The sequence below is a fragment of the Ferrimonas lipolytica genome (assembly GCF_012295575.1).
GTDB classification, from domain to species: Bacteria; Pseudomonadota; Gammaproteobacteria; order Enterobacterales; family Shewanellaceae; genus Ferrimonas; species Ferrimonas lipolytica.
The window spans coordinates 2,148,150-2,171,235 of the sequence record NZ_CP051180.1 but is presented as its reverse complement, the minus strand read 5'-3'; the positions used below and the strand labels follow the sequence as shown (position 1 = coordinate 2,171,235).

The window sequence follows — 23,086 nt, the reverse complement described above, 5'->3', positions numbered from 1 at the left end:
TTTGGCAGCAACCAAAGGTCAGTTGAATCTACTTAACTTGTTGCAATACTCTAAAGTCATACCGTCAGCTATGGGGCCTGTAAGTCCGTTCACGAATTTGTTGTTCTAGCCCAAACCGGTGATCTCCATTTTCTACGAGATCCCTTGAGGGCAGGGCGCCCATTACCTACAATGACCGCCTTTATACGTACTTAAGGCCAGCAACATGACCGATACCACTGCAAAACCAGCATTACCTGACCACCTTTCAAGCAACCCGCGCAGCCCACATTATGTGGAAGCGTGTTTTGAGCATGAAATTGGTATCCGCTTGAACGGCAAAGAGCGTAATGATGTAGAGGAATACTGCATTAGCGAAGGCTGGGTAAAAGTTGCCTCTCCTAAAGCACTAGATCGTCGTGGTCAACCGATGCTGCTTACCCGTAAAGGCACCGTTGAAGCCTTTTACATCTAAGTAGCTAGCACGGCCTGATGACGGTAGCGTGCTAATACGATATTTCGATGCCCAGCGTTGAGTCTGGTGCATCGATAATCCCACTTAGCTATCGCTTTGTTTTAACCATTATTGGTTCAATCACTTTGGTAATGGTTGACCTTTGGCGATCTTACGCAGCCAAAACCTTCCCGGTGCCAATAACTTCTGTAGATCTTCAGCTAACGGTCTAGGTTCGTCTAACATTTGGCTTGTTAATAGCTCAGCGCTCAAGCCCGCACTGCATAAGCCACGAGAGCCAAGTCCTGCCAGTATAAACAGCCCTTGCTGTAACGGTGGGTCGTTAATCGGTGTATTGTTGTCCACCAAATCCCAATCTAAAACTGGCCCAACTAATGGCAGATGATCTCTCACTGCAGCGCGAACGGAAGCACGGCCGTGGTCATCCTGCTGCAGTTGTGTACGCCAAACGTAGCGGCCAAAGCTGTTATCCATTCGGGCATCAATCTCGATCTTATCCTCAGATCGCCATTTGCAACTATCGTCGCCACGGCCAAAACTGGCACCACAGGTTAGTCGCCCATTAAGGCTGGGTACTAGGTAACCATCAGCACACAGCACGGTTTTTAGTGGTGCCGTTAGTGGTTTTTCCGGCGGGTAGGCAATCTGCCCTCTAACTGGATTAAGCGGTAACGGTTTGGTTTGCTCGAAGCCAACACTATGGTGTCCCATTGCTAAAACTACCGCGTCACTGTTCGCTGTTACTGTTTGTTTATGGTTTGCAAACTGCAGTTGCCAGCCATCGCGTTGTTGCGCTAATCGATTCAGCTGGTGTTGAAAATGACAGGCTAACAACCCTGATTTAGTGGCTTGCGCGATAATTGCTGCTGTTAGCTGAGCGGGATTAAGCCAACCACCATATGGGTAGAATAAACCGGGCTGCTGTATATCTATATCGGCAATGTGGCTAGCTTGTTCTGCAGTAACACCGTGAGCTAACTCTGTCGGCCATGGATAGTGGCTTAAGCCTTCAATTCGTTTTGTTATTGTCGCATTGGGTGCCAGTTGCAACACGCCGCACCATTGATGGTCAATATGGTGATTTTGACTCAGCTGGTTTAACGCTTGGCGGGCAAATACATATCCTTGCTGGAAGAATTGCGACATACCGTCGTTGGCAAGATTCAGTAGCGGGTAAAGCGCCCCTTGGCGGTTGCCTGATGCGCCCCCGGCCGGCTGTTCATCCTTACAATAAAGATTAACCTTGATGCCACGGCGCACTAAGCTTAGCGCGGTGCTGGCAGCGGCAATTCCTGCGCCGACAACAGCGACCTGTGAAGGAGAGGGAGCGGCGTTTGTTGACCCCTCACTGTTGCGTTGGCCAAAGATCATTTCGCGTTTTCCACGAAAACCTTGGTCTTTTTGCATCGCAAAACCTTCTGCGATAAGGCCTTTGCGAACCGCACTGGCGGCGGTGAAGGTAGCAACAGTTGCGTCGTGGCGTGAGAGGCGTGCCATCTGTTGGTACAGTTGCGGTTGCCACATATCGGGGTTCTTACTTGGGGTAAAACCGTCTAAAAACCACGCATCAACAATGCCGTTGTTGCCGGTGGAGAGTTTTGGCAATTGCGCCAGTACATCACCAAACCATAGATCGACGATAACCTTGCCATCGTCCAGCACCATCCGGTGGCAGCCGTCTATTGGCAGTGGGTAGTTAGCGCGGATCTGCGCGGCCATTTCCGCAAATTCCGGCCACTGTTGATGAGCTCGGTTGAGATCAGTTTCGCTCAACGGATGTTTCTCGAAACTGACAAAATGCAGCCGTTGGCAGCGATTTTTCGGGTATTGCTGTTGAAATACCCGAAAATGTCGCCATAACACCATGAGATTTAGACCAGTGCCGAAACCGGTCTCGGCAACACAAAAATAGTCACGTTGATGCTGTATCCATCTTTGTGGCAATTGGTTGTGTTGCAGAAACACATAGTCGGTCTCGGCAATGCCGTCTTTTTTGGAAAAGTAGAAATCGCCAAAGTTGGCAGCAAGTGGTGCGGCGGGATCTGACCAATCGATCTCAGCAGGGGTAATCTGGCTCACGGCTTCTATTTCGATAGTGAAAACTGGTGCCATTGTAACGTGGTAACAGGAAAGCCGACCAGTTGCTAATTCGCTTCGCGCTAGGATAGCGGCGTTAGCACAACATATTATTTTTAGGATGAATCAATGAAAAGAGCGGTCATTACTGGTATCGGTGTGATTTCCAGCATCGGCAACAACGCCGATGAAGTGACAGAATCACTGCGCGCTGGACGAAGTGGTATCAGCTACTCAGAGCAATTTGAAGAGCTTGGGTTACGTAGTCGAGTATGGGGTGATCTGAAAATCAATCCAGCTGAACACATCGACCGCAAAGTGATGCGTTTTATGGGCGATGCTGCGGCGTACGCTTACTTGTCGATGGAACAAGCGATTGAAGATTCCAAGCTAACGCCAGAAATGGTGAGCAACCCACGCACAGGCATTGTTGCTGGCTGTGGCGGTGCTTCGTCACTGAACCAAGTACAGGCCGCTGATACCCTGCGTGCTAAAGGCGTTCGTCGTGTTGGTCCATACTTGGTGCCGCGTATTATGTCTTCTACTGCATCTGCCTGTTTGGCAACACCGTTTAAGATAAAAGGCATCAATTACTCGATCTCCTCTGCTTGTGCCACCAGTGCTCACTGTATTGGTCATGCGGTTGAGCAGATCCAGCTAGGCAAGCAAGACGTTATCTTTGCCGGTGGCTCAGAGGAGCTGCACTGGACCCTAGCAATGGGGTTTGATGGCATGGGCGCGTTGTCTACCAAGTACAATGACGATCCAACTAAAGCTTCACGTACTTACGATACTGCGCGCGATGGCTTTGTCATCTCTGGTGGCGGCGGCATGGTTGTGGTTGAAGAGCTGGAGCATGCGTTAGCACGTGGTGCTCACATCTACGCTGAGATTGTTGGTTATGGTGCCAACTCAGACGGCATGGACATGGTGGCGCCGTCAGGCGAAGGGGCAGTGCGCTGCATGAATATTGCGTTAGCGGAAGCGAAAGCTGCCGGTGCGCCACCGGTGCAGTACTTGAATACCCACGGTACGTCTACTCCAGTAGGCGACACCAAAGAACTTGGCGCCATTGCCGAGGTTTTTGGTGATGACATGCCAATGATCAGCGCCACCAAAGCGATGACCGGTCACGCCCTTGGTGCTGCCGGTGTACATGAAGCGATCTACAGCTTGTTGATGATGAAGCATGGCTTTGTTGCACCAAGCATCAACGTTGACCAGCTCGATGAAAAAGCGGAAGGGATGCCAATCATTACCGTCGCCAAAGATGTGCAGCTTGATACTGTAATGAGCAACAGTTTTGGTTTTGGTGGCACCAATGCTGCCTTGGTATTAACGCGCTACAAATAAACGTTAACACCTTCTCCATCAGGCTCGGGCTGCACCCCGAGCCTGCATCGGTTACACTGCTTTACCCAATCCCTCGTTAGAACATCAGAATGTCCATTATTGCCGACGAAAACATGGCTGCATTGGCGCCATTGTTTGCCGATTATGGTGACATCAAAACCTTTCCTGGCCGCGATATCGACCCGCATCATGTTGATGACAGCACCAAAGTGATGTTGTTGCGTTCGGTAACTAAGGTGGATGCCGCGTTACTCGATGCTGCGCCAAATCTCGAGTTTATCGGCACCGCAACTATTGGTACCGATCATTTTGATATTCCGCAGATTGAGGAGCGTCGGGTGCGTTGGAGCAACGCCCCTGGCTGCAATGCGCAAGGGGTAGGTGAATACGTACTATCATCACTGCTGTTGCTGGCACAGCGTTCTGATGAGGATCTGCAAACCAAAACCATCGGAATCGTTGGCCTTGGTAATACCGGTACTGCAGTAGCGCGGCGCTTGCGAGCCCTTGGTTATACGATCATGTGTTGTGATCCGCCACGACAACAGCGAGGAGACGCAGGGCAGTGGTATTCACTCGAGCAAATAATAGCGCAATGTGATGTGATTACACTGCATGTACCGCTCAGCAGCGATACGTTTTATTTACTGGATAATCAACGACTCAGTCAGTTGCAAGCAAACTGCTGGCTTATCAATGCTAGTCGTGGTGAAGTGATTGATAATCGAGCGCTTATTAATTACAAACAACAGCAACCAACACTGCGTTTAGTGCTTGATGTGTGGGAGAATGAACCCACCCCTATGATGGAGCTGGTGGCACTGGCAGAGATTGCTACGCCGCACATTGCCGGTTATTCCGTTGAAGGCAAGATCCGTGGTAGCCAGATGCTGCATCAGGCATTGTATCAAGGGAAACAAACAACCCCGACGCTGGCCGAGCTGATTGATGTGGAGCCCTTGCCTGTGGTTACGGCTCCCGCGCAGCTAGAGCAACAATGGTTGGCGCAGATCTGCGCCACCGTATATGACATAGCGCAAGAAGATCTGCGCTTTAGAAGCGCTTTACCAACCGGTTTTGATGCTCGCCGCAAAGCCAATTTGGCGCGACGAGAGTTTAGTGCTCAACGTATTATTGGTGCCCCAGCTGGCATGGCTACAACGTTGAGTGAGTTAGGTTTTACCATTTAAGAGAACGTCAATCATGGCATATAACATCGCGGTTTTAGGCGCCACTGGAGCAGTGGGCCAAACAATGATAGAGATTTTAGAGCAGCGCGAATTTCCGGTTGCCAAACTTATCCCGCTGGCCAGCAGCAATAGCGTTGGTAAAACCGTTAGCTTTAACGGGGAAACGCTGGATGTGATTGACGTAGAAAGTTTCGACTGGAATGAAGTTGAGATTGCGTTATTCAGTGCCGGTGGCAGTGTATCCGAGAAGTGGGCTCCCATAGCTGCTGATGCCGGTTGTGTGGTTATCGATAACACCAGTCATTTCCGCAACGATCCAGAGATCCCATTAGTGGTGCCAGAGGTTAACCCTGGTGCACTGGCGGAGTTCCGTAACCGTAATATTATTGCCAACCCTAACTGCTCCACCATTCAAATGGTGGTCGCGCTTAAGCCGTTGCACGATCACTACGGCATCGACCGCATCAATGTGGCGACCTACCAGTCAGTTTCTGGCGCAGGCCGCAGTGCCATCGAAGAGTTAGCTAAGCAATGCAGTCAGTTGTTGAATGCACAGCAAGCGGAAGCTAACGTTTTTGAGCATCAGATTGCTTTTAACGTATTACCAAAGATTGACCAGTTCATGGACAACGGCTTTACTCGCGAAGAGATGAAGATGGTCTGGGAAACTCAAAAGATCTTCGGTGATTTATCCATTCAGGTTAATGCCACTGCTGTTCGGGTACCGGTTTTCTACGGTCACGCTGAAGCCATTCATATCGAGACACGCCAGCCAACCTCGGCGGATGAAGCGAAATCTCTGCTTGAGCAAGCCGAAGGCATCACCTTGATGGCCGATGATGAGGATTACCCAACCCCATTTGGTAATGCTCAGGGCAATGACGACGTCTACGTTGGCCGTGTTCGCCAAGATCTAGCTCGTCCATACGATCTGAACCTATGGGTTGTGGCCGACAACATTCGCAAAGGTGCCGCATTAAACTCAGTACAGATTGCAGAGCTTCTTATCCGCGACTATCTGTAATATGCTGAATCTAAGCTAAAAAGGAATTAACAGGGGGGCTCTGCCCCCTGTTTTACTGTGGAATAGATATCCAATGAGTCATCTTTGTCGTTGCGCGACTCGCGCCTTGTTATTATCTGGCATGCTGTTTTCTGCCGTTGCGCCAGCGCAGACACTGTTGTTGTCTGGGCCGGACGGTAAGGTACAGGTAGAAAAACAAGCCCTAGGTCAATATGGCCCAACTACACGAAACGATACGTTATGGCGCATTGCGACTAAGGTGCGTCCGGATACACAGGTAACCGTGTATCAAGTGATGCAGGCGTTATTTGACGCGAACACTCACGCCTTTACTTCCGAAAACTTTAACTCGCTTGAACGTAATCATGTGCTCACGATACCAACCCGTGATGTGATGATGGGTTATCCCGCCAGCGAGGCGAAACAACAAGCGAAGAACCACGATTCCAATTGGGTGCCAACCGATGAGGTAAAACCAGCTAAGCCGGTAGCGCTTCCAGTTAAGCAGATTGAAGCCGCCGCAGAGCCGGCGGGTAACACTGAGCAGCAACTGGCGCAACTTCAGCAAGAGAACAAGCGTCTAGCTAATGATTTAGACAGTCAAAAAGATACAGTGCTGCAGCTACAAAATCTGCGCGCTGAGCTCGATGCTAATGCCGCACAGATGGCGTTGATGGTTGAACAAAACGCGATATTGCAACGCCAGTTACAGCAGCTATCGCAAGAGTTGTCAGTGCTGCAAATCGCATTGGATGATCAACAATCGGTTAATCGGATGCTTGAGGAGGAGCTTGATGCACAGCGCTTTGAGCCTCTGCCTAAAGCCGTAACCAACAGCCCTGTAGTTAATGAGCCTGAACAGGAGCCTGTTCCGTCGTTCTGGCAAAGTCTCGGTGAAAATACCTTAGCGTTAGTGACCATTGGGCCATTGAGTATATTGTTAATCATTGGCCTATTGTGGTTTGTGATGCGTCGCCGCCATCGTCCTATTTCGCCTAATCCAATCCAGGATGGTGAGATGATCAAGCCTATCTCAACTCCGTTAGATCCATTAACTGAGATGGTGCCAGAGCCGGTTTCACCGGTAGTTCAAACTCAAGCAGTAGCTGAGTCTACGCCCGCCCCAGTGATGCCAACGGCGACCTCTTTGGCAGAGTCAGAACAATCTGTAGATGAAGATAATGACGTGATGTCGTTGGATGATCTGCTTAAGGATGAAGAGCTGAACGCGGCCAACGCAGAATCGGAAGCGATATACGGCGACAATAGCGACTTTGAGCAAGCATTGGCTGAGTCAACTGCAGAGATTTCGGCGGCGTCAGAACCACCAAAGGCAGATAATAACTCTGCCTTCGGTGATGATGAATTTATCGATATTGATAAGCTGCTGGCTGAAAGTGAGAACAGCCCAGGTATGTCGATGTCCGATACCGAAGCCGACACCATTGCCCCAGCATCTGATCCTCTCAGTGATGATGGTGGCTATAGCGCCAAACTCGATTTGGCTCGAGCCTATATTGAGATTGAAGATGTCGATAGTGCCAAAGCATTGCTGAAAGAGGTTAAAACGGAAGGTAATGAGGCGCAGCGTAATGAAGCGGACAGCTTGCTAAAACAGCTGTAAGAGCTAACCAGCTAAGTAATTCTAACGGCGACCTTAAAGGTCGCCGTTTTCGTTGGTTTGGCTTACTCCACGTCAAGCTAAGATTTGGTATACTCCGCGCCTAGATTTTTTAAGAGGTGAACACATGCGCATTGCTTTGGGCATTGAATACGATGGACACGGCTACTTCGGTTGGCAAAAACAACGTGAAGTGATCGGGGTGCAGCAGAAGCTGGAAGAGGCATTAGCCAAGGTGGCTAACCATCCTGTTGATGTGTTGTGTGCAGGTCGAACGGATGCGGGTGTTCATGGTACAGGCCAAGTGGTTCACTTTGATGCACAGTTTGATCGTCGTCCGGCTGCGTGGACTCTAGGCGCCAACGCCAACCTACCAGACAATATCGCCGTGCGTTGGGCACAGCCAGTAAGTGATGACTTCCACGCTCGCTTTAGCGCTACTGCCCGACGTTATCGCTACGTTATTTACAATCACCGCCTGCGCCCGGGAATCCTCCGTCATGGAGTAAGTCATTACTATCATCAACTGGATGAAAAACGGATGGAGTTGGCCGGGCAAGCGTTGTTGGGAGAGAACGATTTCACCTCATTTCGCGCGATCCAGTGTCAATCCCATAGCCCATGGCGCAACGTGCATCATATCCATGTAGATCGCTTCGGTGAGTACATCGTGGTGGATATTAAGGCCAATGCCTTTGTTCATCATATGGTGCGTAATATCGTAGGCTCATTGCTGGAAGTGGGCATGGGCAATAAGCCGGTTGAGTGGATTGCTGAATTGTTGGCTGCCAAAGACCGGAACATTGCTGGAGCAACCGCGAAGGCGGAAGGACTGTACTTGGTTGAGGTGGATTACCCTGCTGAGTTCAATATTCCGAAAAGCACCCCCGGTCCTTTATTCCTACCAGATAGTTTGCGTTAATTTGCTACGAACTGGTGGCGAACCTGTGCAAAACGGCGGGTACGACCAGTTTTCGTTAGAAGCCCTTAGTAGCTTGTGGTTTAATGACCGTTATTCCCTGTCGTAGTTGACAGAATCTCGCCTGCAAGGCCATGAACTTGGTAGTGACTTTGCCCTACCTTACGAATAAAAACGTAAACATGGTCCCTATTGCCCAGATGGAGACAAGGCCAAAATGAGTTGGTTAACTAAAATATTGCCGAAAAGCCAAGCGGTTTCCGATCGACGCCGAAGCGTACCGGAAGGGGTTTGGAGCAAGTGCACCGAGTGTGACCAGATTTTGTATCGCGCTGAGTTAGCGCGCAACCTTGAGGTTTGTCCTAAGTGTGACAACCACATGCGCATCAACGCTCGCGAGCGTTTGCTACAACTGCTCGATAACGACACCAGCAGCGAATTAGGTGAAGAGCTTGAACCGCAAGATAAGCTGAAGTTTAAAGATTCAAAGAAGTATAAAGATCGCATCAGCCAAGCAACCAAAAGCAGTGGCGAAAAAGATGCTCTGATCGCCATGCGTGGTGATCTAAAAGGCATGCCGGTTGTCGCGGTTTCGTTTGAATTTAGCTTTATGGGCGGTTCAATGGCTTCGGTTGTTGGTGCCCGTTTCGTTCGAGCGGTTGATGTGGCTCTGCAAGAGAACATCCCACTGATCTGCTTCTCAGCCAGCGGCGGCGCGCGGATGCAAGAAGCGTTGTTCTCGTTGATGCAGATGGCAAAAACCTCAGCAGCACTTGCGAAAATGCGCGATCGCGGCATCCCCTATATCTCGGTGTTGACCGATCCAACCATGGGTGGTGTATCTGCTAGTTTGGCGATGCTGGGTGATCTGAACATCGCAGAACCGAAAGCTTTGATCGGTTTCGCTGGCCCACGGGTGATTGAACAAACCGTGCGAGAAAAGTTACCAGAAGGGTTCCAGCGCAGTGAATTTTTGCTGGAAAAAGGGGCTATCGACATGATTGTCGACCGCCGCGAAATGCGCGACACCTTAGCGCGTTTGCTGGCTAAGTTCACTCATAAATTGGCAACCGACGGCACCGATGAGCAAGATAGTTTAGATGACGTAGTTGAACCTATTATTGAAGACGTTGAGAAGCCTCAGCAATGAGCCAACGGCTTACTGCCAACCACTCCCTTGCGGAGTGGTTGGAACATATTCTATCGCTTCACCCTTCCGAAATTGATCTTGGGCTAACCCGCTTAAGACAAGTCGCTAGCCAGCTTAACTTAACGGCTCTGCCAGATAGCACCGTTATTACCGTTGCCGGTACCAACGGCAAAGGCACCAGTTGTGCTTTGCTGGAACAGATCCTCACCAATGCGGGTTATCGAGTTGGTGTATTCAGTTCTCCTCACATTGAGCACTATCGTGAGCGAGTCCGTATTGATGGTAACGAGCTAAGCGATCAATCCCATGTAGATGCCTTTACCGCCATAGCAGCGGCACAGGCAGATGTTAGCTTAACTTTCTTTGAGTATTCGGCCCTAGGAGCGCTGTGGTTATTTGCGCAACATAGACCCGATGTGGTGCTGCTTGAAGTTGGGCTTGGTGGTCGTCTTGATGCAACCAATGTCATTGATGCGGATCTAGCACTTATCACCACCATCGATCTTGATCACCAAGATTATCTTGGCGATACCCGTGAATTGGTTGCGGTGGAGAAGGGGGGCATTATGCGCGCCAACAAACCCGCGGTGTGTGGCGATCCCAACCCTCCACTAACGCTATTAGCCCAAGCCCGCCAACTCAGAGCTAATCTAGTTTGTCGTAATGACGACTTTAGCGTTGAAGTTGCCGACTCTTCATGGTGTTTCCGCATGGGTAACATGGAGTGCAATGGATTGCCGCTGCCTCAGATCCCAGTGGATAACGCCGGCGCAGTGATTGCTGCACTGCAGCTGTTGCCGCTAAATGTTAGTGACGCAGCGATAGTGTCTGCATTGGAGCAGGTATCTGTTCCTGGGCGGTTGGAGTCACTGGCTAAAAATATCGTTATCGATGTGGCTCATAATCCGCAAGCAGCACGCTATTTGGCTACTTGGTTGGCACAGCAGTCTGCGACTAAAATTATCGCTGTTTGCTCAATGCTCGGTGATAAAGACATGGAAAACAGCATTGCCCCGTTACTGCCGTTGGTTGATCAATGGCTGATAGCGCCGCTAAACGTTGCTCGCGCGGCAAACGCTGAAACGATGCAACAGCTACTTCCGCAAGCCGATTGTTTTGATTCGGTTGCTGCTGCTTTTAAGCATGCCATTGAAAATGCGTCGGCCACTGATCTGGTGATTTTGTTCGGCTCCTTTTACACTGTGGCACAAGCAAAGCAGTATTGGCGTCAAAGGAGATAACGGTGGCGAGTGCGTTTCATAATCGTCTAGTAGGGACAGTGGTGTTAGTTGCCGTTGCCGTACTAGTATTGCCGGAGATCCTTGATGGCGAAAAAGCCACATTGGAGCAACAGTTTGCCACTATCCCGCTGCGACCTTCGGTTGAAGTCGTGGAAGTGGAGTCGGTTGAGCCGATTCAGGAGCTAACCAAGCCAAGTTGGGAGATTGAGTCAGACGCGGAGATAGCAGCTGCAGTGCAAACTGTAGCAAAGGTAGAGGCGTTGAAGGTTGACAAGAAGGTCGCTAAGGCAACCAATACCAAACCTAAGTCAACGTCGGTTAAAGCGGGTTGGAGTGTCCGTATGGGTAGCTTCCAGAATGCCGACAATGTTAAACGACTGGTTGCTAAGCTGCGGCAGCAGAAATACCCAACTTATACCATTCCGGCCAAGCCTATTGATGGCGCGCTAACGGTAGTATTTGTTGGTCCAGAGATAGATAAACAACGGGTAGAAACCCTAAGAACCGATCTGGTTAAGAAAATGAAGATGTCTGGCACCGTAGTTGCCTACGACCCGCTTCAACTTTAAGCTCGCATTTGCGAGCTTTTTATTAGGGGTGTTAATACCCTACGGGTTTGCTAAAATCGCGCCCAAAAATAAAGGACTGAACTGCTCCCATGCTTTGGATTGACTACACCATCATGGCTATTATTGGCCTATCCATTCTTATCAGCCTGATCCGAGGCTTCGCTCGTGAAGCGATGTCTTTAGTGGTTTGGATTGGTGCCTTCTTCATTGCGAGCAGCTTCTACGAAGATCTGGCGGTCTATTTAACCCAGATAAGTGATGACACCATTCGTTTAGGCGCAGCCGCGGCTATCCTGTTTATCGCCACCCTCATTATTGGTGCCTTGGTTAACTACCTGATTGGACAGTTAGTGGATAAAACCGGGTTATCGGGTACCGATAGATTATTAGGTGCCTGCTTTGGTGGCCTGCGCGGCATTCTCGTCGTTGCAGCTGTGCTGTTTTTCCTTGATACCTTTACCGGCTTATCGGATTCAGATTGGTGGACAGACTCAACCCTAATCCCAGAGTTCAAAGTGGTTATTCAATGGTTTTTCGAACACATTGAACAATCATCCAGTTTCATCACAAGGCAGGTTTAACCTGCCTTATTTATACCTATAAGAAAAACCCTAAATAGAACATCGACCTTTGTGAGGACTCTCTAACATGTGTGGTATTGTCGGGATTGTTGGACACGCCCCGGTCAATCAGCTGATCTATGATGCCCTGACCGTTTTACAACACCGCGGCCAAGACGCGGCAGGTATCGTAACCGTTGATGACCAAGCGTTTCGATTACGAAAAGCCAATGGACTGGTTAAGGATGTGTTTGAAATTAAACATATGCACCGTCTACAAGGTAACACTGGCCTTGGCCATGTACGTTACCCAACGGCCGGTAGCGCCAGCTCCTCAGAAGCTCAGCCTTTCTATGTAAACTCACCGTTTGGGATCTCTTTAGCTCACAACGGTAATCTTACGAACTACCATGAGTTGATTGAATCGATGGCAGTGATGCGTCGTCACATCAACACCAGCTCTGATTCTGAACTGATGCTAAATGTGCTGGCTCATGAACTGCAAAAATTCGACACCTTAACGTTGTCACCGAGTCAGATCTTTACCGCGGTCACCAAGCTTAACGAGCAGGTGCGTGGCGCTTATGCTTCTGTTGCGTTGATTATCGGCATCGGCATGGTGGCATTTCGCGACCCATTTGGTATTCGTCCACTGGTATTGGGCCGAAAAGTTACTGCCGCAGGCACCGAGTACATGGTAGCGTCTGAGTCGGTTGCACTTGATGCTTCTGGCTTTGAAACCATGCGCGATGTAGCGCCAGGTGAAGCAGTATTTATCGATTTTGATGGCAATCTGTTTACCGAGCAGTGCGCACACAAGCCACAACATGTGCCGTGTATCTTTGAATACGTGTACTTTGCTCGCCCAGATTCAACCATTGACGGCATCTCGGTATACGGCAGCCGTGTCAACATGGGCCGCAAGCTTGGTGCTAAGTTAAAGCGTGAGTGGGAAGATAATGACATCGATGTGGTTATCCCAATTCCAGAAACCTCGTGCGATATCGCTTTGCAGATCGCCAACGAACTGGACCTACCGTATCGCCAAGGCTTCGTTAAGAACCGTTACATTGGGCGTACCTTCATTATGCCGGGTCAGATTGAGAGGAAGAAATCCGTTCGCCGCAAGCTTAATGCCATCAATGTTGAATTTAAGGGCAAGAATGTATTGCTGGTAGACGATTCAATTGTGCGTGGTACTACTTCTGAGCAGATCATCGAGATGGCCCGCGATGCTGGAGCTAAGAAGGTTTACTTTGCGTCAGCGGCACCAGAGATCCGCTTCCCTAACGTCTATGGTATCGATATGCCGAGTCCGAATGAACTGATCGCACATGGCCGCGATGTTGAAGAGATTCGTCGTCAGATCGGCGCCGATGGGCTGATTTTCCAAGATATCGATGATTTAGAAGCGGCGGTCCGTGAAGGAAACCCAAGCATTGCTCACTTTGAAACTTCGGTATTTAGTGGTCGCTACGTTACGGCTGATGTGGATCAGAATTATCTGGATAAGCTGAATGAGTCTCGTAATGACAATGCCAAGACTGCTAAGGCCGGTGAGCAGAGTAGCAATCTAGAGATCCATAACGTTTGTCACCCATAATGCCTTTTGGTCATAGACGCTAGTAGAGCTACCGCAACCGCCGCGAACGACAATTCGCGGCGGTTTTTTGTTGTCACTTACAATTGAGGCGTTGCCGATCCAGTGCTACCTCAATGTTGGTGTGTTAGAGGCTCTAGCTGCATGGAAGCAGAGCGATAAACACGACAGATGCCAGCAAACCAATATCGGTTACCGCTTGAGATGCCATTACCGCTTCTGGTAGGTACTGATTAGCGGTGTCACAGTTAAGTGTTGAGATTTATATCAAGCCTTCGGCTCTACCGATTTCGGTGCTTTTAGGGGAGGATGTCGCGGTGGCGACGGCACATTCTCGTATGCATTAGAGGGGAGCTTCGCTCCCTTTGGAATTCCCCCCCTTTGCCTTAGGTCGCAATCCAAAACGGTTCGCTGGACTGCTCCAATGCGGCAGAATAGCAACGGCGGTAGTGCTTTCCTCTTGCATCAAAACTAGCCTAGCCGGTGCTTTAACAGCACAGGAAAGAACAATACTTAGCTGGTACAAAGCCTATTTTAATGGGGATAGGTTGCATTGGCAGCGGTAAGCTCGATAACCATTGGTTCGGTATATCAACGCATTAAATACTGCCAGCGCTACATTTGGTTTAGCTGATGTTGAGCAAGCTGAGACTAACCAAGTTACCCCAAAATAGCGCTGTATTAAGCCTAGTGGTTAGCCAATATAGGACGGGCCGAAGCCATAGCTCCAAAGGATCACTGAAGAAGCCATTATTCCCACTAGTAGTACTAAGCCACAGGTAACAACGGAGCTAGCGTAAATAAAGCCACGCTCTTCAGGAATATTCATAATGATTGGTACGCCTGAATAGAGCAGATAAACCGAATAGGCGATGGCCGCTAATGCTGCCAACATGACAAACCACAAAACGGGATATAACGTGGCAAAGCCCATCATAAACATCGGGGTGGCAGTGTAGGCAGCCAGCTCGAGTGCTTGCGAAAATTGGGGCTTGGCGCCAAAGGTTTTTGCCATCCAGTGGGTGAGATAGGCGAGTGCAAATACGCCTGAGACTAAAGCGAAGTACATGGCTATTGCCATCATCTGAGCGCTTTCTCGGGTTAAGTGGATGGGATCACCCGCACCGATAGACCAACCAATGTGGGCAGTGGCAAAATAGGTGCAAATACTTGGAATTAGAGCAATAACAAGGATGTGTATCAGACTCGAAAAGATGCCTTCATGGCTTCGTTCAATCAGTTTCCACTCTTGTCTAGGATGCGCGTATAAACCCCAAAGATGATTCAATATCATAGTTATCGTCCTTTTTTATCAGGTCACTCGTGGTGTCGATACCGCAGACAAAACAACTACTGTGCACACTAGTTATTGGCGATCGTTGAACCTGCGTCAAGTATTACCTTTACACGTCAACGCGGCTGGTTGACGCAATAACCATAATTTAAGGATAGATGCAGATGGAATTGCTGCTGCAACCGATTCGAAATTTCTTACGCTGTGAGACGCCCAAGGCTTGGTTGGAGCAGGTGCCAAACCAGCTGCATACCATTCTTATTGACCATGCCAATTGTGAGCTCAAAGCTGCCCAAGCGGCAGTGAGGATGTTGAAGTTATACGGGCCTAAACCAGTTGCACTGGCGTGCCTTGATTGGATTAAACCCTATGAGGATGCGGCTTATGGTCGTACTGCCGTGGCCGAGTTTTTGCAACTTCCAATTACTCGGCCAAATTTTACTCGCTACGATGACCCGCTGGTCGAAAAGTTAGTGATGTTAATCCGCGAAGAGCTACACCATTTTCATCAGGTCTTGACCATCATGGCAGCAAGGCAGGTCGATTACCCATTTCAGTCATCGTCCCGTTATGCGCCGACGTTACATCGTCAATGCCGGACTCATGAGCCTGCTCGACAAGTAGATATGTTGATTGTTGGTGCTTATATTGAAGCACGTAGCTGTGAGCGTTTTGCGGCGATGATTGATTACGTTGATGACGAGTTGGCGGCGTTTTATTGGTCACTACTTCGTTCGGAGGCACGTCATTTTGAGGACTACTTGGCCTTGGCTCAAAGCATTAGCGATACATCGATTGCAACGCGGGTGCAGCAGTTAGGGGTTATCGAGGCGGAGTTAATAAAGGCCGAGGACGATTGTTTTCGTTTCCATTCAGGTAGTCCTACTGAAACTTAGCGGTGGGCTAGAGTGGCCTTATGAGTAACTGCGGCTAATACGCTTTAGCTGCATATACAAGGGTTAAAGCGGTTTGCTCAGCAGTTCGCACCCAGCTGGGGTAACGATTAAGACGCTGTCTTGTTGGTACCAATCACCGACAACTAGTCGTTGCTTGTTGTTAGCCAAAGCGTGGATCGCTGGTTTGTGGGTGTGACCATGGATCATCTGCTGGGCGTTGTTATCTTTAAGCATCTTATCTACCGCCGCCGGAGTGACATCCATTATCTCATTGCTTAGCTGCTGAGTTCTGGCCTGGCTGCGGGTACGGACGTTGGCGGTCATCTGCTTGCGCTTAGACAGTGGTACGAAGATAGGAAGCAATTTGTATAAGGGCCACAGACGTCGATATTTTTGGTATTCGATGTCGGCAGTGCAGAGCATATCGCCGTGCAGAACGACGGTAGAAACGCCGTAAAGATCAACCTTATGTACCTGCGGAAGCAGCGTCATTCCAGCCCGCTTAGCAAAACGTTTTCCTAGTACGAAGTCGCGATTACCATGAGTGAAGTAGATAGGCAGCTGTTTGCTCGCTTGATTGAGCATAGCGGCAACACTGTCGGTAAAGTCATTGCGGTCATCGTCGCCGATCCATATCTCGAATAGATCACCAACGATATACAGCGCATCGGCGTAATCAAGTTGGGTTAACAAGAAGCGTTCGAAGGCTGCGAGGATATCGGGACGTTCGGCGCTAAGGTGCAGATCGCCGATAAACAGAGTACGAGGGGCAGGGCTGCCCCCCGTCGATTGAGCATTAACCTTCAACGGTTACGTTCTCAATTACTACGGCTTCCAGTGGCACGTCTTGATGCATACCATTGTTACCAGTGCTAACGCCTTTGATCTTCTCAACAACGTCCATGCCCTCAACTACTTCAGCAAATACGCAGTAGCCAAAGCCTTGCATGGATTCGTTTTTGAAATCCAAGAAGGTATTGTCATTTACGTTGATGAAGAACTGTGCCGTTGCAGAGTGTGGATCTGGCGTACGAGCCATAGCTACGGTACCGGTTTTGTTCGATAAGCCGTTGCCTGCTTCGTTTTGGATGCCAGCGCCGCAAGGCTTCTGCTGCATCTCGGCGTCAAAACCGCCACCTTGAACCATGAAACCATCGATTACACGGTGGAAGATGGTGCCGTTGTAGAAGCCGTCGTTCGCGTACTTCAGGAAGTTTTCAACGGTGATAGGCGCTTTTTCTGCATTGAGTTGCAGTTTGATGTCGCCGTGGTTGGTGTGCAAAGTAACCATAGTGGTCTCAGTCTCTTAATGAATAAAGCAAGCACAGAGTTTACCTAATCCGGCGGAGAGTAAAAAGGTCGGAGGTAAACCGTTACTGCATTCCTGGGTAATCTTGGTGCGATCGTCTTTAAATCGACCATAGCAGCGATGCCACCTACAGCAATTGCGTGATAGTATCCGTCTTTCAATCTATTTTTCCGTCTTCACGACCTAAGTAAGAGCCTAACGATGCTGCAGATCTATAACACCCTGACCAGACAAAAAGAGGAATTCAAACCAATTCAGCCCGGTAAAGTGGGTATGTATGTTTGTGGGGTTACCATCTACGATCGCTGTCATATCGGCCATGCTCGTACTTACATCGCCTTTGATATTGTTGTGCGTTATTTACGTAGCAAAGGTTTGGACGTGAAGTACATCCGTAACATCACCGATGTGGATGATAAGATCATTAACCGCGCAGCCCAGAACGGTGAAAGCTGTGACGCACTGGTTGAGCGTTTCACCAAGGCGATGCACGCGGATTTTGATGCCTTGAACCTGTTGCGCCCAGATATGGAACCAACGGTAACGGGACACATGCCAGAGATCATCGACATCATTCAAAAGCTGGTGAACAAAGGCCACGCTTACCACGCTAGTAATGGTGATGTGTTGTTTGAAGTGAAAACCTTCGATGACTACGGCAAGTTATCTAAGCAAGACCTAGAGCAGTTGCAGTCGGGTGCCCGAGTAGAGGTAGAGACTGCCAAACGTAACCCAATGGACTTCGTGCTGTGGAAAAGTGCTAAGCCAGGTGAGCCACAGTGGGATAGCCCATGGGGGGCCGGTCGTCCGGGTTGGCACATCGAGTGTTCTGCCATGAACGGCAAACACCTAGGTGAAGTGTTCGATATCCATGGTGGTGGTAGCGACTTGATGTTCCCACACCATGAGAATGAAGTCGCTCAAAGCTGCTGCGCGCACAATGGCAACTACGTTAACTACTGGATGCACTCCGGCATGGTGCAAGTGAATAAAGAAAAGATGTCTAAATCGTTAGGTAACTTTTTTACCATCGGTGACGTGTTAGAGCAATATGCAGCAGAGTCAGTGCGTTACTTCCTGTTGTCGAGCCACTACCGCAGCCAGCTGAATTACTCAGAAGAGAACCTTGGCCAAGCGCACTCTGCATTAGAGCGACTGTACACCGCTTTACGCGGCGTTACTCCAGCGGCAGAGGCTCAGTTAGACAATGACTATGTTGCTCGCTTTAATGCGGCCATGGATGATGACATCAACACTGCCGAAGCATTGCCGGTACTGTTTGAGCTGGCGCGCGAGATCAATACTGTTAAAGAGGGTGATGCTGCGAAAGCGTCACAGCTGGCGGCGTTGATGCTTCACCTTGCCGGGATCCTTGGCCTGCTTAGTCAAGATCCTGAAGCTTTCTTACAAGGGGGCGGCAATGATGACGAAGTCGCACAGATTGAAGCGTGGATCGTGCAGCGTAACGAAGCCCGAGCAGCTAAAGACTGGGGTAAGGCCGATGAAGCTCGCGATGCGCTCAACGCATTGGGTGTGGTATTAGAAGACAGCGCCAGTGGCACCACTTGGCGTCGTAAGTAAGTTTCTACACTTACTAACCAGCAAAGCTCGAACCAAAGAGGCCAGTCAATTGACTGGCCTCTTTATTAGGCTGTGTACCAATTAAGTGTTGTTCTTTCCAATGTTGTTAAAGCAGCGGCTAGGGGAATTTTGACACGAAGGGAAAGCATTACCACCGTTGCTCTTCTGCCGCATTGGAGCGGTCCAGCGAAGCGTTTTGAACTGCGACCTAAGGCAAAGGGGATTCCAAAGAGGGCGAAGCTCCCCGCTAATGCATACAAGAATGTGCCGTCGTCACCGCGACATCCTCCCCTAAAGAGCACTGCAATCGTTAGAGCGGAAGGCATGATATAAACCTCAACAGCTAACTACGACACAGCCCTTAATTATACCAATATCTAGCGATGGTACTGTTCACAAGCGAAGAGTGTGTTCTCTAGCAAACTGGCGATGGTCATTGGACCAACGCCACCGGGAACTGGCGTAATAAAACCAGCCTGTTCTTTAGCTGTTTCAAAATCTACATCACCAACGAGCTTGCCGTTCTCTAGGCGGTTGATACCAACATCGATCACGATGGCGCCAGGCTTGATCCAATCTCCAGGAATAAAACCTGGTTTTCCTACCGCTACAATCAATAGATCCGCTTGGGCGACGTGTTGCTGTAGATCCTTAGTGAATCGATGGCAGGTTGTTGTAGTGCAACCCGCTAACAGCAACTCTAACCCCATTGGTCGACCAACAATATTGGAAGCGCCAACGATAACCGCATGCAGGCCTTGAGTGCGAACACCGGTAGAGCGGACTAAAGTCATAATCCCTTTAGGAGTACATGGGCTCAGCACCGGAATCCGTTGAGCTAAGCGACCGATGTTGTATGGGTGAAAGCCATCCACATCCTTATCTGGATTGATCTTCTCAATCACGCTAGCACTATCAATGTGTTCAGGCAGTGGTAATTGAACCAAGATGCCGTCGATGTCTTTGGCATCGTTAAGCTCGTCGATTAATGCCAGCAGTTGGTCTTGGCGAGTGTTTTCTGGCAAATCGTAGCTGCGTGACACAAAGCCAACCTGTTCGCACGCTTTACGCTTATTATTTACGTAGACCCCAGAGGCGGGATCTTGGCCAACTAAAATTACTGCCAGTCCCGGTGCACGTTTGCCATCGGCAACACGACGGGTGGTTTGTTGTTGGAGGTATTCACGTACTTCAGCGGCAATCCGTTTACCATCAATGATCTGAGCAGTCATTTTAATCCAGTGCTATTTTGGTGTGAGGGCGCGCGCAGTTTACCGCTGAACCAAAGATCTGTCACGTTTCGTTAGCAGCTTCTGTTTAAAGCGTGAGCGAATGAATCAGTAACGCAAAAAAATGTTTGACGCGCTCGGGGCTCATCGCTAATATGCGCCCCCGTTGAGAGGCGAAAGCCAACCGGTAAGTCTGAATGATTTATGGGTCTTAACATTCTCGGTGATTAGCGCAGCCTGGTAGCGCATCTGGTTTGGGACCAGAGGGTCAGAGGTTCGAATCCTCTATCACCGACCACTTTTACAGTGTACGCAGCAGTCGTAGACTTTGCGCCCGTAGCTCAGTTGGATAGAGCATCCGCCTTCTAAGCGGATGGCCGCGGGTTCGAATCCTGCCGGGCGTGCCAATAAGTATCAGTGGTGGCTATAGCTCAGTTGGTAGAGTCCCGGATTGTGATTCCGGTTGTCGCGGGTTCAAGTCCCGTTAGCCACCCCATCATTCAAAAAAGCCGCTATTTATAGCGGCTTTTTTACATCTAAAATTCAGTATTTGTGTGGTCATCGTCGGTGACAACCTCTCCGCCAACTCATTGCGTACATCGTGATGATTTAAGTAGATTGAACAACGTCTGATTAGTCCGCTAGAATTGCTCGCATTTTGTTCTTATTTTGGTTGTTTTGTGGTCAATGTTGTCATTGATCTGCTTTGTCATTTGTGAATTTACTGCTGCCTCGACTCTTTCCATAGCTGCCGCTATAATGGCGCGTCCTTATTTTAGGCTTCGATGCCTGAAGTACCGAATACGACGATAAAAAAGGCAGCACAATACTGCTTCGAATTCGTTTTATGTGTTTCGGTATGGCTCATTGGCTTGCGGCTTTTTTGCCCGCCAATATCGAATTATTCGTTGTTGACAGGTGTCGGCAGCGTTAAAAGAACAGAGAGTATTTGAGGTAGCGTAATGCAAGTTTCCGTAGAAACCACTCAAGGCCTAGAGCGCCGTATGACCATCACTGTGGCTGCAGCTGAATTTGAGCCTAAAGTGACTGAAGAGATGAAGAAAGAATCCAAGCGTGTACGTCTGGATGGTTTCCGCCCTGGTAAGGTACCAATGTCTGTATTTAAGAAGCGTTTTGGCGCTTCTATCCGTGCTCAGATCCTGGGTGACGTAATGCAGAACTCTTTCTTCAAAGCGGTAGTTGACCAAAAAGTTAACCCAGCTGGCATGCCACGTTTTGAGCCTATCAAAACTGAAGAAGGTCAAGATCTGGAATTCGCTGCAGTATTTGAAGTGTACCCAGAAGTTGCTTTGGCGGATCTGGATGCTATCGAAGTTGAGCAACCAACTTGTGAAGTAACCGACGCCGATCTTGACATCATGCTGGATACCCTGCGTAAGCAGCACGCTGAATTCAACGCTGTAGAGCGTGAAGCTGGCGACGAAGACCGCGTTAAAATGAACTTTGTTGGTTCTATCGACGGCGAAGAGTTTGAAGGCGGCAAGTCTGACGACTTCGAACTGGTTATCGGTTCTGGCCGTATGATCCCTGGCTTTGAAGATGGCGTTAAAGGCCACAAAGCTGGTGATGAATTCACCATCGAAGTAACCTTCCCAGAAGAGTACCACGCTGAAAACCTGAAAGGTAAAGCAGCTAAGTTCGAAATCACTCTGACTGAAGTGAGCGAGCAGGTATTGCCAGAATTGAACGACGACTTCGTTGTTAAATTCGGTATCGCTGAAGGTGGTGTTGAAGCCCTGAAGACCGAAGTTCGTAAAAACATGGAACGCGAACTGAAGCAAGCGCTGAAGAACGCTACCAAGACTCAGGTTATTGACGGCCTGCTGAAAACCAACAATGTAGACGTACCATCTGCTCTGATCGCACAGGAAGTTAAGACCCTGCGTGAGCAAGCGATGCAACGTTTCGGCGGTGCTCAGGCGCAAAACATGCCAGAACTGCCAGCTGAACTGTTCGAAGAAGACGCTAAGCGTCGCGTACAGGTTGGCCTGCTGTTAGGCGAAGTGATCAAGACCAAAGAGCTGAAGGTTGAAGACGAGCGCGTTAACGCTCTGATCGCTGAAATGGCTACTGCCTACGAAGATCCACAGGAAGTTGTAGACTACTACGCTCAGAACGAAGAGATGATGCAGAACATGCGCAACGTTGCTTTGGAAGAGCAAGCAGTTGACGCATTGCTGGCAGAAGCTAAAGTTACTGAGAAAGCTGTGAACTTTGAAGAGTTCATGAATCAGCAGCGCTAAGTCTAGCTCGATTTGACTTGGCCACCTCGGCCAATCATATAATGGCTCGTATGAGGCTCGTCCCATACGAGCCATTTTGTTAGGGAATAAACAAATTATGTCGTATCTGCAAGACTCCCCGATGAACGCATTGGTGCCAATGGTGGTAGAACAAACTGCCAAAGGCGAACGTTCTTATGATATCTACTCTCGACTGTTGAAAGAGCGTGTCATCTTCTTAACTGGTCCAGTAGAAGATCACATGGCTAACCTAGTAACGGCGCAGCTGCTGTTCCTAGAGTCAGAGAACCCAGATAAAGACATCTACCTTTACATTAACTCTCCGGGCGGCTCAGTCACTGCAGGTATGTCTATCTACGACACAATGCAGTTCATCAAGCCTGACGTGAGTACTGTATGTATGGGTCAAGCGGCAAGCATGGGTGCATTCCTGCTGGCTGGCGGTGCGAAAGGCAAACGCCATGTACTGCCAAACGCCCGCGTGATGATTCACCAGCCATTGGGTGGTTTCCAAGGTCAAGCTTCGGATATCGCCATCCACGCGCAAGAGATCATCGGCATTAAGCACAAGTTGAATACCTTGTTGGCTGAACACACTGGTCAGCCGATGGAAATCATCGAACGCGATACCGACCGTGATAACTTTATGAGTGCCGACCAAGCCGTAGAATACGGATTAGTTGACTCAGTATTGTCTCGTCGTGCGGCTGAATAAAGCAAAAGCTTAACCATTGGCTTACACTGTAAAGATACCGT

Annotated in this window: 20 protein-coding genes and 3 tRNA genes; 18 read left to right on the top strand and 5 right to left on the bottom strand. The window is 49.4% G+C overall.

The window, feature by feature from the left end:
* The first annotated feature begins 205 nt into the window (after positions 1–205).
* The gene (locus HER31_RS10035) at positions 206–454 is read left to right on the top strand and encodes a DUF3297 family protein (protein WP_168660446.1); all 249 of its coding nucleotides are present in this window, start codon (positions 206–208) and stop codon (positions 452–454) included.
* A 120-nt stretch (positions 455–574) separates the two neighbouring features.
* Here HER31_RS10035 and mnmC read toward each other — a convergent pair whose 3' ends face one another.
* Complete coding sequence (gene mnmC / locus HER31_RS10030; protein ID WP_168660445.1) at positions 575–2,533, bottom strand: bifunctional tRNA (5-methylaminomethyl-2-thiouridine)(34)-methyltransferase MnmC2/FAD-dependent 5-carboxymethylaminomethyl-2-thiouridine(34) oxidoreductase MnmC1; 1,959 nt, start codon at positions 2,531–2,533, stop codon at positions 575–577.
* A 126-nt stretch (positions 2,534–2,659) separates the two neighbouring features.
* Between mnmC and fabB the strand changes: the two genes are divergently transcribed.
* The 10 genes from fabB (at position 2,660) to purF (ending at position 13,760) form a co-directional block, all read left to right on the top strand.
* Positions 2,660–3,883, top strand: coding sequence for a beta-ketoacyl-ACP synthase I (gene fabB, locus HER31_RS10025; protein ID WP_168660444.1), 1,224 nt, complete (start codon positions 2,660–2,662; stop codon positions 3,881–3,883).
* An 89-nt stretch (positions 3,884–3,972) separates the two neighbouring features.
* Positions 3,973–5,073, top strand: coding sequence for a 4-phosphoerythronate dehydrogenase (locus HER31_RS10020; protein ID WP_168660443.1), 1,101 nt, complete (start codon positions 3,973–3,975; stop codon positions 5,071–5,073).
* Positions 5,074–5,086: 13 nt separating this feature from the next.
* A complete protein-coding gene (locus tag HER31_RS10015; RefSeq protein ID WP_168660442.1) occupies positions 5,087–6,097 on the top strand; it encodes an aspartate-semialdehyde dehydrogenase in 1,011 nt (336 codons plus the stop codon).
* Positions 6,098–6,170: 73 nt separating this feature from the next.
* Complete coding sequence (locus HER31_RS10010) at positions 6,171–7,721, top strand: FimV/HubP family polar landmark protein (protein WP_168660441.1); 1,551 nt, start codon at positions 6,171–6,173, stop codon at positions 7,719–7,721.
* Between the two features lie 124 nt (positions 7,722–7,845).
* On the top strand, positions 7,846–8,640 hold the full coding sequence (truA, locus tag HER31_RS10005) for a tRNA pseudouridine(38-40) synthase TruA (RefSeq protein ID WP_168660440.1): 795 nt from the start codon (positions 7,846–7,848) through the stop codon (positions 8,638–8,640).
* 214 nt (positions 8,641–8,854) lie between these two features.
* Complete coding sequence (accD, locus tag HER31_RS10000; RefSeq protein ID WP_168660439.1) at positions 8,855–9,787, top strand: acetyl-CoA carboxylase, carboxyltransferase subunit beta; 933 nt, start codon at positions 8,855–8,857, stop codon at positions 9,785–9,787.
* The gene (folC, locus tag HER31_RS09995) at positions 9,784–11,028 is read left to right on the top strand and encodes a bifunctional tetrahydrofolate synthase/dihydrofolate synthase (RefSeq protein WP_168660438.1); all 1,245 of its coding nucleotides are present in this window, start codon (positions 9,784–9,786) and stop codon (positions 11,026–11,028) included. Before accD ends, folC begins: the two co-directional genes overlap by 4 nt.
* 2 nt (positions 11,029–11,030) lie before the next feature.
* Positions 11,031–11,597 (top strand): SPOR domain-containing protein, encoded by a 567-nt coding sequence (locus HER31_RS09990; protein WP_168660437.1) that lies wholly within the window; start codon positions 11,031–11,033, stop codon positions 11,595–11,597.
* Positions 11,598–11,686: 89 nt separating this feature from the next.
* On the top strand, positions 11,687–12,178 hold the full coding sequence (locus tag HER31_RS09985; RefSeq protein ID WP_168660436.1) for a CvpA family protein: 492 nt from the start codon (positions 11,687–11,689) through the stop codon (positions 12,176–12,178).
* Between the two features lie 67 nt (positions 12,179–12,245).
* A complete protein-coding gene (gene purF, locus HER31_RS09980) occupies positions 12,246–13,760 on the top strand; it encodes an amidophosphoribosyltransferase (RefSeq protein WP_168660435.1) in 1,515 nt (504 codons plus the stop codon).
* 691 nt (positions 13,761–14,451) lie between these two features.
* On the opposite strand, the gene HER31_RS09975 is transcribed toward purF, so the two are convergent.
* A complete protein-coding gene (locus HER31_RS09975) occupies positions 14,452–15,051 on the bottom strand; it encodes a Yip1 family protein (protein ID WP_168660434.1) in 600 nt (199 codons plus the stop codon).
* 164 nt (positions 15,052–15,215) lie between these two features.
* Here HER31_RS09975 and HER31_RS09970 point away from each other — a divergent pair, with 164 nt between their 5' ends.
* Positions 15,216–15,947, top strand: coding sequence for a MiaE family protein (locus HER31_RS09970; RefSeq protein WP_338030597.1), 732 nt, complete (start codon positions 15,216–15,218; stop codon positions 15,945–15,947).
* 63 nt (positions 15,948–16,010) lie between these two features.
* On the opposite strand, the gene HER31_RS09965 is transcribed toward HER31_RS09970, so the two are convergent.
* Both HER31_RS09965 and HER31_RS09960 read right to left on the bottom strand, forming a co-directional pair.
* Complete coding sequence (locus tag HER31_RS09965) at positions 16,011–16,754, bottom strand: UDP-2,3-diacylglucosamine diphosphatase (protein WP_168660432.1); 744 nt, start codon at positions 16,752–16,754, stop codon at positions 16,011–16,013.
* Positions 16,744–17,238 carry a peptidylprolyl isomerase gene (locus HER31_RS09960; RefSeq protein ID WP_168660431.1) on the bottom strand — a complete coding sequence of 165 codons (495 nt, stop codon included), beginning with the start codon at positions 17,236–17,238 and terminating at the stop codon, positions 16,744–16,746. Before HER31_RS09960 ends, HER31_RS09965 begins: the two co-directional genes overlap by 11 nt.
* Positions 17,239–17,457: 219 nt before the next feature.
* On the opposite strand from HER31_RS09960, the gene cysS reads away from it, so the two are divergent.
* Positions 17,458–18,837 (top strand): cysteine--tRNA ligase, encoded by a 1,380-nt coding sequence (gene cysS, locus HER31_RS09955; protein WP_168660430.1) that lies wholly within the window; start codon positions 17,458–17,460, stop codon positions 18,835–18,837.
* 377 nt (positions 18,838–19,214) lie between these two features.
* Here the strand turns inward: cysS and folD are convergent, their stop codons facing one another.
* Positions 19,215–20,069, bottom strand: coding sequence for a bifunctional methylenetetrahydrofolate dehydrogenase/methenyltetrahydrofolate cyclohydrolase FolD (folD, locus tag HER31_RS09950; protein WP_168660429.1), 855 nt, complete (start codon positions 20,067–20,069; stop codon positions 19,215–19,217).
* A gap of 218 nt (positions 20,070–20,287) precedes the next feature.
* On the opposite strand from folD, the gene HER31_RS09945 reads away from it, so the two are divergent.
* The 5 genes from HER31_RS09945 to clpP all read left to right on the top strand — a co-directional run bounded on the left by HER31_RS09945 (position 20,288) and on the right by clpP (position 23,045).
* A tRNA-Pro gene (locus tag HER31_RS09945) sits at positions 20,288–20,364 on the top strand.
* A 32-nt stretch (positions 20,365–20,396) separates the two neighbouring features.
* Positions 20,397–20,473, top strand: a tRNA-Arg gene (locus HER31_RS09940).
* A 13-nt stretch (positions 20,474–20,486) separates the two neighbouring features.
* Positions 20,487–20,562: transfer RNA gene (locus HER31_RS09935), tRNA-His, on the top strand.
* Between the two features lie 466 nt (positions 20,563–21,028).
* Entirely contained in the window at positions 21,029–22,330 is a 1,302-nt protein-coding gene (tig, locus tag HER31_RS09930; RefSeq protein ID WP_168660428.1) for a trigger factor, read from the top strand.
* Positions 22,331–22,427: 97 nt separating this feature from the next.
* Positions 22,428–23,045 carry an ATP-dependent Clp endopeptidase proteolytic subunit ClpP gene (gene clpP, locus HER31_RS09925; RefSeq protein WP_168660427.1) on the top strand — a complete coding sequence of 206 codons (618 nt, stop codon included), beginning with the start codon at positions 22,428–22,430 and terminating at the stop codon, positions 23,043–23,045.
* The last annotated feature ends 41 nt before the right edge of the window (positions 23,046–23,086 follow it).